Annotated in this window: 15 protein-coding genes; 5 read left to right on the forward strand and 10 right to left on the reverse strand. The window is 73.7% G+C overall.

Annotated features, from left to right (window positions below; translation table 11 throughout):
• Nucleotides 1-157 precede the first annotated feature (157 nt).
• The 4 genes from IG63_RS21540 to IG63_RS0111505 all read left to right on the forward strand — a co-directional run bounded on the left by IG63_RS21540 (nt 158) and on the right by IG63_RS0111505 (nt 5053).
• On the forward strand, nt 158-1903 hold the full coding sequence (locus IG63_RS21540; protein ID WP_157210140.1) for a sensor histidine kinase: 1746 nt from the start codon (nt 158-160) through the stop codon (nt 1901-1903).
• A gap of 128 nt (nt 1904-2031) precedes the next feature.
• Entirely contained in the window at nt 2032-3381 is a 1350-nt protein-coding gene (locus IG63_RS0111495) for an ABC transporter substrate-binding protein (protein ID WP_051706632.1), read from the forward strand.
• Nucleotides 3378-4247: a carbohydrate ABC transporter permease gene (locus IG63_RS0111500; RefSeq protein ID WP_036195269.1), complete on the forward strand. Its 870-nt coding sequence runs from the start codon at nt 3378-3380 to the stop codon at nt 4245-4247. The genes IG63_RS0111495 and IG63_RS0111500 overlap by 4 nt, the downstream gene beginning before the upstream one ends.
• Nucleotides 4247-5053 (forward strand): carbohydrate ABC transporter permease, encoded by an 807-nt coding sequence (locus IG63_RS0111505; RefSeq protein WP_030484514.1) that lies wholly within the window; start codon nt 4247-4249, stop codon nt 5051-5053. The genes IG63_RS0111500 and IG63_RS0111505 overlap by 1 nt, the downstream gene beginning before the upstream one ends.
• A 12-nt stretch (nt 5054-5065) precedes the next feature.
• On the opposite strand, the gene IG63_RS0111510 is transcribed toward IG63_RS0111505, so the two are convergent.
• Nucleotides 5066-5518, reverse strand: a complete 453-nt coding sequence (locus IG63_RS0111510; protein WP_030484515.1) for a MarR family winged helix-turn-helix transcriptional regulator — start codon at nt 5516-5518, stop codon at nt 5066-5068.
• A gap of 52 nt (nt 5519-5570) precedes the next feature.
• On the opposite strand from IG63_RS0111510, the gene IG63_RS0111515 reads away from it, so the two are divergent.
• Nucleotides 5571-7655, forward strand: a complete 2085-nt coding sequence (locus tag IG63_RS0111515; RefSeq protein WP_051706634.1) for an MMPL family transporter — start codon at nt 5571-5573, stop codon at nt 7653-7655.
• Here the strand turns inward: IG63_RS0111515 and IG63_RS0111520 are convergent.
• The 9 genes from IG63_RS0111520 to IG63_RS0111560 are packed head-to-tail and all read right to left on the reverse strand — an operon-like array spanning nt 7642 to nt 14765.
• The gene (locus IG63_RS0111520; RefSeq protein ID WP_030484517.1) at nt 7642-7929 is read right to left on the reverse strand and encodes a DUF1905 domain-containing protein; all 288 of its coding nucleotides are present in this window, start codon (nt 7927-7929) and stop codon (nt 7642-7644) included. The genes IG63_RS0111515 and IG63_RS0111520 overlap by 14 nt on opposite strands.
• 38 nt (nt 7930-7967) lie before the next feature.
• On the reverse strand, nt 7968-9341 hold the full coding sequence (der, locus tag IG63_RS0111525; RefSeq protein ID WP_030484518.1) for a ribosome biogenesis GTPase Der: 1374 nt from the start codon (nt 9339-9341) through the stop codon (nt 7968-7970).
• A gap of 2 nt (nt 9342-9343) precedes the next feature.
• On the reverse strand, nt 9344-10069 hold the full coding sequence (locus IG63_RS0111530) for a lysophospholipid acyltransferase family protein (protein WP_051706636.1): 726 nt from the start codon (nt 10067-10069) through the stop codon (nt 9344-9346).
• Nucleotides 10066-10740 carry a (d)CMP kinase gene (gene cmk, locus IG63_RS0111535; protein ID WP_245604411.1) on the reverse strand — a complete coding sequence of 225 codons (675 nt, stop codon included), beginning with the start codon at nt 10738-10740 and terminating at the stop codon, nt 10066-10068. The genes IG63_RS0111530 and cmk overlap by 4 nt, the downstream gene beginning before the upstream one ends.
• Before the next feature lie 46 nt (nt 10741-10786).
• Nucleotides 10787-11866 carry a prephenate dehydrogenase gene (locus IG63_RS0111540; RefSeq protein ID WP_051706638.1) on the reverse strand — a complete coding sequence of 360 codons (1080 nt, stop codon included), beginning with the start codon at nt 11864-11866 and terminating at the stop codon, nt 10787-10789.
• Nucleotides 11863-12240, reverse strand: a complete 378-nt coding sequence (aroH, locus tag IG63_RS0111545) for a chorismate mutase (protein WP_245604412.1) — start codon at nt 12238-12240, stop codon at nt 11863-11865. Before aroH ends, IG63_RS0111540 begins: the two co-directional genes overlap by 4 nt.
• 56 nt (nt 12241-12296) lie before the next feature.
• Nucleotides 12297-13049: a pseudouridine synthase gene (locus IG63_RS0111550; protein WP_030484523.1), complete on the reverse strand. Its 753-nt coding sequence runs from the start codon at nt 13047-13049 to the stop codon at nt 12297-12299.
• Complete coding sequence (gene scpB / locus IG63_RS20680; protein WP_084597019.1) at nt 13046-13870, reverse strand: SMC-Scp complex subunit ScpB; 825 nt, start codon at nt 13868-13870, stop codon at nt 13046-13048. The genes IG63_RS0111550 and scpB overlap by 4 nt, the downstream gene beginning before the upstream one ends.
• A complete protein-coding gene (locus IG63_RS0111560) occupies nt 13854-14765 on the reverse strand; it encodes a segregation and condensation protein A (protein ID WP_030484525.1) in 912 nt (303 codons plus the stop codon). Before IG63_RS0111560 ends, scpB begins: the two co-directional genes overlap by 17 nt.
• Nucleotides 14766-14778 lie beyond the last annotated feature (13 nt).

The raw sequence follows: 14778 nt of genomic DNA on the forward strand, positions 1-14778 counted from the left end.
CCCGTCGAGTCTCCACGCCCGCGCCCTGGCCACCGCGCCGGACGTCGGGCTGCCTCCGACGTGGTCGCCCACAGAGACCTGCACCGGTGCCGGAGCACCCGGGAGCGCGTTTCGCAAACTGGTCCAAAAGTGTCATCTGCGCCTTACCGTTGGCTGCGTGACCGCAGCGCCTCGCCCCGCGACCGCTGCGGCGACGCTGGTGGTCCTGGGGGCCGTGGTGCTCTACGCCACCACCGACGCGCCCCTCGTCGCCCACACCACCTACCTCGCCGTCCTGGTCGGGGCCAGTGTCGGCGCGTGGGTGGGAGCCGAGCGTGCTCCCCGGGGTCGGCGGATGCTCCCGCGACTCATCGCCCTGGGAGTGTCGCTCTCCGCCCTGGGTGACACGCTCTGGACGGCGCTGGACGTCGCCGGCGCCGCCACGGACGTGTCGGTGGCCGACCCACCGTGGTTCGCGAGCTACACCGTCCTGTGCGTGGCGCTGTGGCTCGCGCTGCGCCACTGCGGCGCCGTCGGGACCGGCTTCGTCATCGACGCCGCGACCATCGCCACCGTCAGCCTCCTCCTCTTCTGGCAGGTCTCGATCGAGTCCATCGTGGCCGACGACGGTCTCTCGCCCCTCGTGCGTGCCGTCTGGTCCGCCTACCCCGTCGCCGACGCCGTCCTGCTGGCCCTCATCGTGCGCATCGCCCTGACTCCCGCGGCGCGACGGTCGGTCGGTGGCTCCCTCGCCGTGGGCGTGTGCCTCTGGCTCGCCGCCGACATCACCTACCTCTACGCGCCCACCGACGAGACGGTGGTCGTCCTCATGGACGCCGCGTGGATGATCGCGCCGGTGTGGCTCGCGCGTGCCGCGTGGCGCGCCCATCGCGTGGGGGACGACGCCTCCCCCGCCGAGCCCGGTGGCGGACGGGCTGCGGAGCTGGCGATCGCCATCGGGCCGCTCCTGGTGCCCGCCGCCCTCGAGCTGGTCGCCGACGTCAGGGGCGACCCCGACCGACCCCTGCAGCTGCTCGTCGGCACCGCGGTGCTCGTCGCTCTCGCCCTGGTGCGGACCACACGACTGCTGCGCGTCGAGCAGCTGGCCCACCGCGAGCTCGCAGCGGCGCGCGACCTGGCGCTCGACGCCTCCCGCGCCAAGTCGATGTTCCTGGCCAACGTCAGTCACGAGATCCGGACCCCGCTCACGACCGTGCTGGCGACGGCCGAGCTGCTCGAGGACAGCGAGCTCGACGACACCCAGCGCATGCTGCTGACGAAGATGCAGCGCTCCGGGGGCATGCTCCGGTCCCTCGTCGAGCAGATCCTGGACTTCTCCCGCATCGAGGCCGGCGAGCTGGTCCTGAGCTCGGTCGACTTCGACCTGCACGCCGTCGTGGCGGAGGCAGCCGACGTGCACCGGTCGCGCGCGGTGCGCGCCGGGCTGCGCTTCCGGACGGAGGTCGACCCCCAGGTCCCGCGCGAGGTCGTCGGCGACCCGGGCAGGCTGTTCCAGGTCCTCTCCAACCTGCTGGACAACGCCGTCAAGTTCACCCACGAGGGCGAGGTGCTGCTCGCCGTGCGGCCCTCGGGCGACGACGAGCTGGAGTTCGTCGTCGTCGACACCGGCATCGGCATCCGTGCGCAGGACCAGCGCGTGGTCTTCGACTCCTTCCGGCAGGTCGACGGCTCGTCGACGAGGCGCTACGGCGGCAGTGGTCTGGGGCTCGCCATCTGTCGCGAGCTGACCGTGCTCATGGGTGGCTCGCTGAGCCTCCGCAGCGCACCGGGCGCGGGCAGCACCTTCGTGGCACGACTGCCCCTGCCGACGGCCCGGGCCTTGTCGCGACCGCCCCGGCCGGCTCTCGTCGCGGCCTCGACCGGGGCCTCGGTCGGGCCCCACCTGTCGCCGCACACGGGCTGACCCGCCTCCCGTGCGGCTCGACCCCGTGGTCGGGCCCGCGGCGGGAACCCGCCGCATGGGGCGATCGGAGCGGGGGCACCCCGGACCAGGACGTGCGGCGGGCGCCGAGTCCGTGAGGAGTCCGTGCCGTGCGCAGCCAGAGCCGGGGCAGCAGTCCCGGTCCCAGCCTGGGACGCCGGGCCCTGCTGGGCGCCGCCGCCGGCGTGCCGCTGCTGGCGGCGTGCGACGGACTGACCCGCCGGGTGTCGACCACGCGCGGCAGCCGCGACCGGTTGACGGTGCAGGTCTACGGCACCGCGGTGGAGACCGACTCCTACGACGCGCTCGCGCGGCGCTTCGAGTCCGAGCGCCGGGGCGTCACCATCGACCTGACGGTCGTGCCCTTCGCCGAGGCCTCCACCGGGGTCGACGCCGGGCTGGCCGCGGGCACGGCGCCCGACGTCTTCCGGGTCGACTACCCCACGATGGGCGTCTACGCCGCCACCGACCAGCTGCTCGACCTGACCGACCCCCTGGACGAGCTCGTCAACGACGTCGCCCCCGCCTTCCGCGAGGCCGTCGACCTCGACGGACGGGTCTACGGTGTGCCGCAGCACGTCGACACGACCGCGCTCGTCTACCGCCCCGACGTCCTGCGCGACGCGGGCGTGAGCTCGGTGCCCGACCGGCCGCAGGACGCGTGGAGCTGGGAGGAGTTCGGCGAGGTCGCCGACCGCCTGACCGACCGCGCCCCCGACGGCGGCGCGGCGTTCGCCGTCAACTGGCAGGCGCTCGGCGCCTTCCGCTGGCTCACCTGGCTCTTCGCCGCGGGTGGCCACGTCTACGACGAGGAGCTCGCGGCCGCCACGCTGGACTCCGAGCCCGGTCGTCGTGCGCTCGACTTCACCCGCTCCTTCTTCGAGCGCGGCTGGGTGCCGGCCTCGACCTCGCCGAAGGCCGCGACCTTCGCCGACTCGCTCTTCACCTCCGGACAGCTCGGCATGGTCTTCGCCGGCAACTTCCTGCTCCCCGCCTTCGCCGAGACCATCGCCGACCGCTTCGAGTACGCCGTCACCTTCCAGCCCCGCGACCGGCGCAGGGCGAGCGAGATCGGCGGCAACGCGCTGGTCGCCAGCCGCGAGGCGGCCAACCCCGAGCTCGCCGCCGACTTCCTCGACTTCATGGGACGTCCCCGGCAGATGGCCGACTTCTGCGCCGCCTCCGTGCTGCTCCCGACGCGCACGTCGCTCCTCGAGCGCGACCTCGACTTCGCCGTCGCCGCCGACCTCATGGGCGTGTACGCCGACCAGGTCACCACCATCGAGCCGCGCGACGTCGCCGACGTCACGACGCCGACCTTCGCCGAGGTCAACGACGCCCTCGCGGACGAGCTCGACCTGTGCTTCCTCGGCGGCCGTGGCACCCCCGAGACGCTGCGCGCCCTGGCCGACCAGATCGACGAGTCGGCCGCCCTCAACGCCGCGGGGAGCGGGTCGTGAGCAGCGCCCGCCGGGCCAACCCGGCGTACGCCCTGCTCGCCCCCAACCTGCTGCTGATCGTGGTCTTCCTGCTGGTGCCGCTGGTGTGGGCGCTGGTCATGTCGCTGCAGGCCAAGCGCTCCTTCGGTCCCGGCCGCTGGGTCGGCCTCGACAACTTCTCGCGCCTGCTGGGCGACGAGGTCTTCTGGCGCGCCTTGGCCAACACCGCGGCGTTCACCGTGCTCACGGTGCCGCTCAGCGTCGGCCTGGGGCTCGCCCTGGCCCTGCTGATGGACCGCGCGCTGCCCGGCCGCGCGGTCTTCCGCACCATCGTCTACCTCCCCATCGCCGTCAGCACGTTGGTCACCTCGCTCGTGGGGCTGCTGCTCTTCGACGAGTCCGTGGGCATCGTCAACGGCGTGCTGCGCGACCTGGGCGTGGGCCCGGTCTCCTGGCAGACCGACGGCACCCTGGCGATGCTCTCGGTGGCGGTGATGACCCTCTGGACGCGCGTCGGCTTCGGCATGCTGGTCTACCTCGCCGCCCTGCAGGACGTCGACCGTGACGTGCTCGCGGCGGCCGAGGTCGACGGTGCGGGCGCCTTTGCTCGGGTCCGCCACGTGATCGTGCCCTGGCTGCGCCCGACGACCTTCTTCCTCGTCGTGATCAACCTGATCTGGTCCTTCCAGGTCTTCGACGTGGTCTACGTGATGACCAACGGCGGCCCGGGCTACGCCACCACGATGCTCGTGACCTACGCCTACGACGAGGGCTTCGGCCCGGCTCGCAACTTCGGGTACGGCGCCACGGTGGGGCTGGTCCTCTTCGTGCTCACCCTGCTGGTCACCGTGGCGCAGCTGGTCGTGCAGCGACGGAGGGACGCCTGATGCCGCGCTGGGCCCGGCTGGTCGCCTGCGTGCTGGTCAGCGCCGTCTTCGTGCTGCCGCTGTGGGCCATGCTCGTCGTGGCGCTGACGCCGCGCGAGCTGCTCTTCGACGGCGGGGCGGGGCTGTGGCCCTCGGCGTGGACGCTGCAGAACTTCACCGACCTCGCCTCCAGCTTCCCGGTGTGGCGATGGTTCGGCAACGCGCTGCTCGTCGCGGGCCTGACCACGGTGCTCTCGGTGACGGTCAACCTCGCGGCCGGCTTCGCGCTGGCCAAGCTGCGCTTCCGCGGTCGCACCGTCGTCTTCGTGCTCGTGCTCAGCACCCTGATGGTGCCGACCCAGGCCGTGATGATCCCGCAGTTCGAGCTGGTCGCACGGCTGGGACTGGTCGGTCTCTTCTGGGCGGTGATCCTGCCCTCGGCCTCGACGGCGCTCGGCGTCTTCCTCGCGCGCCAGTTCTTCGTCTCGGTGCCCGACGAGCTGCTCGACGCCGCCCGCATCGACGGCTGCAGCACCCTCGCGACGCTGTGGCACGTGGTGCTGCCCCTCGCCCGCCCGCTCGTGGCGGTGATGTCGCTGCTCGCCTTCATGACGCAGTGGAACGACTTCCTCTGGCCGCTGATCGTGCTGCGCGACCCCGACCTCTACACCCTGCCGGTGGCGCTGCGCTTCCTGCAGGGGCAGTTCGACACCGACTACGGCGGCCTGATGGCCATGGCGCTGCTCGCGAGCGTGCCGCTGCTGGTGGTCTTCGTGGCGCTGCAGCGCTTCTTCGTGGCGGGCTTCGCGCGCTCCGGGGTCAAGTGAGCGGGCGCCTCCTCAGGTGACCGTGCCGATCGCCTCGATGGCCCCCCGCAGGTAGCGCGTCACGACGGCCCGCTCGTCGTCGGTCAGGCCCGCGTCGAGCTCGGCGAGCGCCCGGAACATCGGCATCAGGTGCCCGACCACCTCCTCGCGTCCCGAGTCGCTGATGGTGACCGACGTACGCCGCCCGTCGTGCTCGTCGCTGACCCGCGTGGCGTGACCGCGGCGCTCGAGCCGGTCGATGATGCCCGACGACGCGGCGGAGCTGACGCCGAGCAGCCGGCCGAGCTCGCCCGGGCCGACGGGACGGTCGACCAGGTGCTCCAGGGTGCGCAGCTCGTTGTGGGTGAGACCGGCGCGGTTGGCGACCGCGGGAGCCACCTGCTCGCCACGGCGCAGCAGCTCGCGCAGCGCCAGGAGCGAGGACGTCTGCTCCCAGTCGTCGGTCCACCTGCTATGTTCGCTCAATTAGTTACTCACCTACTTAGCAAAGTTGCTGAGACGACAGGAGCATACGACCGTGCACCACCTGACCCGGCTGCTCGTCAGCCGCGCCTCCTTCGCCCTCGGTCTGGTGCTGCTGCTCCTCGGGGGTCTCAGCATCGTCGGCTGGGGGCAGGCGACCCGTGACGCCCAGGTCGACGACGCCCTCCCCCGCGGCGTCGACAGCACGCGGGCGGCGCAGCTGCTCGCCGAGCTGCCCCAGGCCGACGGGTCGACCGCGCTGGTCCTGGTCACCCGCGACGACGACGGCGAGCTGGGCGAGCGCGCACTGGCCCAGGCCGCGCAGGCGGTGCAGGGCCTCGACGTGCCCGACGTCGGCGCTCCCGCTGGTCCCCCGCTGCTCCCGAGCGACGACGGCACCGCGGCGATCTCGGTCCTGCCGGTGACGGCCAGCTCCTCCAGCGACAACGCCGAGGCGGTGACCGGCCTGCGCGAGCAGCTCGACGCCGCCCTCCCGGACGACCTCGTGGCCCAGGTGACCGGACCGGCCGGCATCGAGGCCGACCTCGCCGCCGTCTTCGAGGGCGCCGACGTGCGGCTGCTGGCCGTGACCGCCACCGTCGTGGCCATCCTGCTCGTGGTGACCTACCGCAGCCCGGTGCTGTGGCTGGTGCCGCTGCTCGTCGTCGCCGTGGCCGACCGCACGGCGGTCACCGTGGCCACGCGCGTGCTCGAGCGCGTCGGCGTGCCGTGGGACGAGTCGACGACGGGCATTCTCTCCGTGCTCGTCTTCGGGGCCGGCACCAACTACGCCCTGCTGCTCATCTCCCGCTACCGCGACGAGCTGCGGCTGCAGGAGGACCGCTACGAGGCCATGCGGCTCGCCCTCGGACGCGCCGCCGAGGCGGTGGTCGCCAGCGCCGTCACGGTCTTCGTGGGGGTGATGTGCCTCGCGCTCTCCCTCGTGCCGACCACGCGCGGCCTCGGCATCGCCTGCGCCGTCGGGGTCCTGGTCGCGATGGCCTTCGTGCTGCTCGCCCTGCCCGGGCTGCTCGTCAGCCTCGGCCGCTGGGTCTTCTGGCCGCGCGTCCCTCGCGCCGGCGGCAGCACGCCGAGCGAGACCCGCTCGGTCTGGCGTCGGGTCGGCGACACGGTCGCCCGTCGTCCGGCCACGTGGGCCGGGGTGGTGCTCGCCGCCCTCGCCGTGCTGGCGGTCGGGCTGGTCCCCACCAGGCTCGGCCTCCCCACCGCCGAGCAGTTCCTCGAGCAGCCCGAGGCCATCGCCGCGAGCGAGCGTCTGGCCGAGTCCTTCCCCGCGGGCAGCAACCAGCCCGCCTCGGTGCTGACCCGCGACGCCGAGGGAGCCGCCCGCGCTCTGGACGGGCTCGACGGCGTCGCCGAGGTGCGCGAGGGCGCCCGCGGCGACGACTGGGCCGAGCTCCAGGTCGTGCTGGCCGACGACCCCGACTCCGGGGCCGCCACGTCGACGGTGGAGCGCATGCGCGCCGCGCTCGACGACGCCGGACTCGGCAGCGCCGACGACGCGTCGTACGTCGGTGGCGCCACGGCCGAGTCCCTCGACCTCGCCGACGCGTCGGCCCGTGACCGGCTGGTGATCTTCCCGCTCGTCTTCGCGCTCGTGCTCGGTGCGCTGGTCCTGCTGCTGCGCTCGCTGGTGGCGCCGCTGCTCCTGGTGCTGACGGTGCTCGGCACGTACGTCGCCGCGCTCGGCGCGAGCTGGTGGCTCTTCACCGGCGTCTTCGGCTTCTCCGCCCTCGACGAGTCGGTGCCGCTGCTGTCGTTCCTCTTCCTCGTCGCGCTGGGCGTCGACTACAACATCTTCCTGGTCACCCGCACCCGCGAGGAGGCGACGGAGCACGGGCCCCGGGAGGGGATGCTCCGGGCGCTGGCCGCGACCGGCGGGGTCATCACCAGCGCGGGCATCCTGCTCGCCGCGGTCTTCGCCGTGCTCGGCGTGCTGCCCCTGGTGGTGCTCGCCCAGGTCGGCACGGTCATCTGCCTCGGCGTGCTGCTCGACACGCTCGTGGTGCGCACGGTGCTGGTGCCGGCGCTCGCCCTGCGCCTGGGTCCGGCCTTCTGGTGGCCGCGGCGGGTGGGCGCCGAGGAGACCGCACCGGAGCGCGTGCTCACTCCTCGATGAGGAGCCGCAGCGGCACCTCCTCGCCCACCTCGAGCCCCTCCGAGCGCCGCACGGCGTCCTTCACGGGCACGTAGTAGCCGCCGTCCTTGGGCCACATCGCCGTGGTGAAGCGGGTCTCCCCCACCCAGCCGACGACGGGGATCATGCCCCAGCCGTAGGTGAGGTGGCCGGCCTCCGCCTTGACGTCGTCGGCCAGGTCGTCGGGCAGCGCGACGAAGTGGAAGGGCGCCGGCCCGCGCCAGGTGAACATGACTCCGCTGAACTCCAGCTCCACGCCGGCACCGTACGCCGCGACGCCGACAGCGGGCAGGCTCAGCGCCGCTTGCGCTTCTCCCGCGGCCGCTGGGTGAGGTGGATCGGGGTGCCGACGAAGCCGTAGTCCTCGCGCAGCCGCCGCTCGACGTAGCGCAGGTAGCCGTCGTCGAGCTTGCCGGAGGTGAAGAGCACGAAGGTCGGCGGGCCGACGGCGGTCTGGGTGCCGAAGAGGATCTTGGGCTGCTTGCCGCCCCGCACCGGGTGCGGGTGCTCGGCGACGAGCCGGCCGAGGAAGTTGTTGAGCTGGCCGGTCCCGACACGGGTCTCCCAGCCCTCCAGCGCCCGCTCCAGGGCAGGCACCAGCCGGTCGACGTGGCGACCGGTGCGCGCGGTCAGGTTGACCCTCGGGGCCCACTGCAGCTGCACCAGGTCGCGCTCGATCTCGCGCTCCAGGTAGTACTGCCGCTCCTCGTCGACGAGGTCCCACTTGTTGTAGCCGATCACCAGGGCGCGTCCGGAGTCGCGGATCACCTGGATCAGGCGGAGGTCCTGGTCGCTGACCGACTGGGAGGCGTCGACCATGAGGACCACCACCTCGGCCCGCTCGATCGCGGTCTCGGTGCGCAGGGAGGCGTAGTACTCGTGCCCGGAGGCCTGCTTGACCCGCTTGCGGATCCCGGCCGTGTCGACGAAGCGCCACGGCTTGCCCCCGAGCGTGACGAGCTCGTCGACGGGGTCGACCGTGGTGCCCGAGGCGTCGTCGACGACCACCCGCTCCTCGCCGGCCAGCCGGTTGAGCAGCGAGGACTTGCCCACGTTGGGGCGACCCACGATCGCCACGCGGCGCGGGCCGCGCACCTCCTCGAAGCGCTCCGCCGGCGTCTCGGGGAGCGCCTCCAGCACGGCGTCGAGCAGGTCGCCGGAGCCGCGGCCGTGCAGCGCCGAGACGGGCATCGGCTCGCCGAGCCCGAGGTTCCACAGCGCGTAGGCCTCGGCCTCGGCCCGCTCGTCGTCGACCTTGTTGGCCGCCAACACCACCGGTCGTCCGGAGGCGCGGAGGATCCGCACCACGGCCTCGTCGGCGTCGGTGATGCCGACGCCGGCGTCGACCACGAAGAGCACGGCGTCGGCCGCCGTGACCGCGATCTCCGCCTGGGCGGCGATGCGCTCGGCCAGGCCCCGCGCGTCGGGGTCCCAGCCGCCGGTGTCGACGACGGTGAAGGCGCGACCGTTCCACACCGCGTCGTAGGAGACCCGGTCGCGGGTCACCCCGGGCCGGTCCTCCACGACCGCCTCGCGGCGGCCGATGATGCGGTTGACCAGGGTCGACTTGCCCACGTTGGGGCGGCCCACGACCGCCAGCACCGGGGTGCGGACGCCCTCGGCTGTGCCGTCCAGGGGCCCGTCGGGGCTCGCTGTGTCTTCGCTCATGCTCACTTCTCGTCTGGTCGGGGGGCGGGCGGCCCGGGGAGCCGCAGGCCGGTGCGGCGCTCGGCCGCGCCGATGGTCTGGAGGATCGCGGCGGTGACCAGTGCGGCCGACTGTGCCACGGCCGCCTGCGTGCGCGGCCACGGCACCCGCCCCAGCTGCAGCGGGGGGCCGAAGGTCATCGCCATCCGCGTCCCGCGCGGCGGGACCGAGTCGGCGTGCCCACCGGGCTCGCGGGTCCCGAGGAATGCCACCGGCACCACGGGCGCTCCGCTCACCATGGCGAGGTACGCCGCTCCCGAGCGCACGGTGACCAGGTCACCCGCGCCGCGGTTGCCCTCGGGGAACACCCCGACCACGCCTGCTTGTTCCAGCACCCCGCGCGCGGTGCGCACGGCCCGCGGGTCGGCCCGGTCACGGTGCACCGGGATCTGCCCGGCAGCCAGCAGGAAGGGACCGAGGGGACCGACGAACAGCTCCGCCTTGGTGAGGGCGTGCACGGGTCGCGGGGAGCAGATGGCGAGGAGCGGGCCGTCGAGCCAGCCCACGTGGTTGGCCGCCAGCACGAGGGGTCCGGCGACCGGCACGTGCTCCGCGCCGTGGACCTCCAGGTCCCACCACGCGGAGACCACGCGCTGCGCGACGGGACGCGCTCGCGCCAGCAGCGCCGTCCGCGGTGCCTCGTCCACCTGGCGCTCGAGGGTCGCGCCGCGGTGCGCGGCCACGCTCACGGGGAGCCGGTGGCGGCGTGCACCAGGTCGACGACCTGCGCCACGACCTCCTCCAGCGTGTAGGGCGTGGTGTCGAGGTGCAGCGCGCCGTCGGGCATCACCGCCGGTGCCGTCGCTCGACCCGAGTCGAGGGCGTCCCGCCGGAGCAGGTCGACCTCGGTGGCCGCCACCGACTCGGCGTCGTCGGCGCCCCGCTCGGCCGTGCGACGCAGCGCCCGCGCCGCGGGGTCGGCGGTGAGGTAGAGCTTCAGCGTCGCGTCGGGAGCGACCACGGAGCCGATGTCACGGCCCTCGACGACGATCCCGCCCTCGCCGATGATCTCGCGCTGCAGCCGCAGCAGCCGGGCGCGCACCTCGGGCACGGCCGCGACCGCGCTCACGTGGTCGGTGACCTCCTGGGTGCGGATCCGCTCCGCGACGTCGGTGCCGTCGACCACGATCGTCGGCGCGGTCGGGTCGGTGCCCGACTCCAGGGTGGGCTCCTCGGCGCGCGCCGCGACGGCGCTGGCCGAGGCCGTGTCGACGCCCTGGTCGAGCATCCAGGCGGTCAGAGCACGGAACTGCGCCCCGGTGTCGAGGTAGCGCAGCCCCAGCCGGGCGGCCACCCCCCGGGCGGTGCTCGACTTGCCGGACCCCGAGGGGCCGTCCATCGCCACCACGACCGTGCTCACGTGCCACTCCTCCATCGCCGACCGGTGCCTGCGGACCGCGCAGATCCTACCGGTGGATGGTCCAGCTCCTGGCGGCGAGCGCCGTGCGCAGCGACTCCGCGGCGTCGTCGCGGACCACCAGCTCGACCAGGCCGACCGGACGGGCCGGGTCGTGGTCGATGTAGAGGTCCTCGATGTTGACGCCGATCTCGCCGACGTCGGCGAAGAGCCGCGCCAGCTCGCCCGGGTGGTCGGGCACGGCGACGTACACCGAGGCCATCGGCAGCACCGGGCCGCCGTGCTTGCCGGGGATCGCCTCGGTGCCGGCCACCCCACGGGCCAGGATCTCACCCACCCCGTCGTCGTCGCCCCCGGTGACCGCCTCGAGCAGCCGGCCGAGGTCGCCCTGCACGTCGATCAGCAGCTCGGCCACCGCCACTCGGTTGGCGCCCAGGATCTGCCGCCACAGCGCGGGGTCGCTCGCCGCCACCCGCGTCACGTCGCGCACCCCCTGGCCCGAGAGCGCCAGGTGGTCGGTGCTGGCACCGGCGAGCCGGCCGGCGGTCAGCACCGCCAGCAGGTGCGGCACGTGCGAGACCCGGGCGACGGCCCGGTCGTGGTCGTGCGGGGAGAGCCGCACCGGCTCGGCCCCGCAGACCCGCGCCAGCGCCTCGACCAGGGCGGTGGCCTCGGGCGCGCTGCTCGCGTGGGGGGTGACCGCCCAGGGGCGACCGTCGAAGATCGCGGCCGAGGCGGCCAGCGGTCCGGACCGCTCGCTGCCCGCCATCGGGTGGCTGCCGACGTACGCCGCCAGCAGCTCGGGCACCAGGCCGGCGAGCTGCTCCAGCGGCTGCCCCTTCACGCTGCCGACGTCGGTGACCACGCCGCCTCGGCGCAGCGCCTCCGCCACGGCGCCGGCGATCGCCGCGGGCGGCACCGCGACCACGGTCAGCTGGGCGACGCCCCCCTCGGGCACGGGCGTGCCGGCCCCGAGACCGCTCGCCGTGCGCAGGTGCTCCGGGCTCGCGTCGCTGAGCCACACCTCGAGGCCGGCCCTGCGGGCGGCCAGCGCCACGGAGGTGCCGAGCAGTCCGGTGCCGACGACGTGCACCGGACCCGTCAGGTCGGTGCCGGGCCCCGCGGTCACGCGTCGGGCACCGCGCGCACGCGGGTGAGGTCGCGGCGCAGCGCGGCCGCTCCGTGCAGGTAGACGTGCGTGATCTCCTCGCGGCCGAGCTGGGTCTCCACGTGCGCCATCAGGCGCACCACCCGCGGCATCGACCCCTCGATCTCGAGCTCCCTGGCGCAGATCAGCGGCACGTCGTCGAAGCCCAGCTGGCGCGCGGCGTACGCCGGGAACTCCGAGTGCAGGTCGGAGGTCGCGGTGAAGATGATGCTGACGAAGTCGTGCACCTCGAGGTGGTTGACCTCCATGACGGTGCGCACCATCTCCGCGACGCGGTCGAGCATGTGCTCGCGGTCGTCGGCGTCGAGCTGGGTGGCGCCACGGACGGCTCGCACGTGCACAGGTCCTCCTCGTTGCTCTCCGACGCCCGAGCCTAGCGGGGCCGGGCGGGTCAGAGTCCGCCCGCCTCCAGCAGGGCGCCGAGCTCCTCCGTGGTGAGCTCGCGCAGCTCGCCCCGTCGGAGGCGGCGCAGCACCACCGGGCCGATCGCGGTGCGGGTGAGGCGGCGTACGGGGTGACCCACGTGCTCCAGCAGTCGGCGCACGATCCGGTTGCGGCCCTCGTGGATGACCAGCTCGACGACGGCCTTGTCGGGCCGGCTGGTGATGATCCGCACCTGTGAGACCTGCACCGGACCGTCGTCGAGCTCGACGCCGTCGCGCAGCTGCTGCAGCGTGGCGCGCTCGGGCACGCCGGCGACCTCCGCGACGTAGGTCTTGTCGACCTCGTACGACGGGTGGGCCAGTCGCTGGGCGAAGTCACCGTCGTTGGTGAGCAGGATCAGGCCGTCGGTGTCGGTGTCGAGGCGACCCACGTGGAAGAGCCGCTCGGGCCGCTCGGCGACCAGGTCGCCGAGCGAGCGGCGTCCCTCGGGGTCGGACATCGTCGAGACCACGCCGCGGGGCTTGTTGAGCGCCAGGTAGACGTGGTCGCTGACCGGCGGCAGCCGTCGGCCGTCGACACGGATCACGGCCGTGCGCGGGTCGACCTTGGTGCCCAGCCGCGTCACCACCTCGCCGTCGACCTCGACCAGCCCGTCGAGCATCAGCTCCTCGCACTTGCGGCGGCTGGCGACCCCCGACTGGGCCAGCAGCTTCTGCAGCCGGATCAGGCCCTCGTCGTCGACCTCGACCTCGCGGCTCACTCCCTGCCCTCGTCGCCGTCGGTCGATCCGACCTCGTCGGTCGAGCCACCCTCGCCGGTCGAGCCTGTCGAGACCTCCTGCTCGCCGGTCGAGCCTGTCGAGACCCCCTGCTCGGCGGTCGAGCCTGTCGAGACCCCCTGCTCGCCGGTCGAGCCTGTCGAGACCCCCTGCTCGGCGGTCGAGCCTGTCGAGACCTCCTGCGCCAGCAGCTCGGCCTCCATGTCCTCCAGCTCCGGCAGGAAGGGCGCCAGCTCGGGCAGCTCCTCGATCGACGTCACGCCGATCCGCTCCAGGAAGTAGCTGGTGGTGCGGTAGAGGTGCGCGCCGCTCTCGACGTCGTTGCCGGCCTCCTCGACGAGTCCGCGGGTGAGCAGCGTGCGCATCACGCCGTCGACGTTGACACCGCGCACGGCGCTGACGCGGCTGCGGCTCACCGGCTGCTGGTAGGCCACGACCGCCAGGGTCTCCAGGGCGGCCTGGGTCAGCCGGGCCTGCTGGCCGTCGAGCACGAAGCGCTCGACGACGGGCGCCAGCTCCTCACGGGTGTAGTAGCGCCAGCCGCCCGCGACGTTGCGCAGCTCGAAGCCGCGCCCTGCCTCGTCGTACTCCGCCACCAGCGCGGCCAGCGCCTCGCGCACCTCGGCGACCGGGTGGCCGACGGCGCTGGCGAGCGTGGACTCGTCGAGCGGCTGGTCGGCGACCATGAGCACCGCCTCCAGGGCGGGACGCAACGGCGCCAGCGGCACGTCGAGCAGGTCCTCGACCTCCGCTGCGGCCTCGTCTGCGGTGTCGCCGGCGGTCTGGTCAAGCGTCTCGGTCATCGTCGTCCTCCTGCGGTGACGGCTGCGGTGACGGCTGCGGTGGCGCGCCGTCGAACTCGTCCTCGATGTCGACCTGCGTGGTCTCGTCGCCGGTCCAGCGGATCGACAGCTCGCTGAGCGCGGTGGCCTGCTCGAAGGCGACCACGCCCTCACGGAAGAGCTCGAGCAGCGCCAGGAAGCGCGCCACCCGGGTCATGGTGTCGGGGGCGTCGGCGGCGAGCGCCCGGAAGGTCAGCGTGCCCGACTGCCGGAGCCGGTCCTGCACGTGCACCGCCTGCTCGCGCACGCTCACGGCCGGCGCGTGGATGTGCTGCAGCATCAGCTGCGGCTCGGGCTTGGGGGCCAGGGCGCCCGCGGCGAGGCGGGCGAACTCCTCGAGCCCGAGCCCGATGAGCACCTCCGGCAGCAGCGTCGCGAAGCGCTCCTCCATGCCGACCGCCCGGGGGTGGCGGCGCTCCTCGGTCACCATGCGCTGCTCCAGGACCGAGGCGACCTGCTTGTAGGCGCGGTACTGCAGCAGCCGCGCGAAGAGCAGGTCGCGTGCCTCGAGCAGCGCCAGGTCCTCCTCGTCCTCCACGTCGCCCTGGGGCAGCAGCCGGGCTGCCTTGAGGTCGAGCAGGGTCGAGGCGACGAGCAGGAAGGAGGTCGTCTGCTCCAGGTCCCACCGCTCCCCCGCGGCCTTGATGTGAGCGATGAACTCGTCGGTGACCCGCGAGAGCGCGACCTCGGTGATGTCGAGCTTGTGCTTGCCGATCAGCGAGAGCAGCAGGTCGAAGGGACCCTCGAAGTTGTCGAGGTGCACCGAGAAGGCCGCGCTCGGGCCGCCCTCGGTCTCCGGGGCCTCCACGGCGTCCGCGGCCTCCGTGCCGGCCGACGGCGCCAGGGTCTCGGTCACCGGGGACTCACCC

The organism is Nocardioides aequoreus, from assembly GCF_000720335.1.
Lineage (GTDB): Bacteria > Actinomycetota > Actinomycetes > Propionibacteriales > Nocardioidaceae > Marmoricola > Marmoricola aequoreus.

Bases quoted from the DNA above. Each gene is read 5' to 3' on its own strand.
- IG63_RS0111505 (WP_030484514.1), top strand. From the start codon at position 4,247: ATGCCGCGCTGGGCCCGGCTGGTCGCCTGCGTGCTGGTCAGCGCCGTC.
- der (WP_030484518.1), bottom strand. From the start codon at position 9,341: ATGAGCGAAGACACAGCGAGCCCCGACGGGCCCCTGGACGGCACAGCC.
- scpB (WP_084597019.1), bottom strand. From the start codon at position 13,870: ATGACCGAGACGCTTGACCAGACCGCCGGCGACACCGCAGACGAGGCC.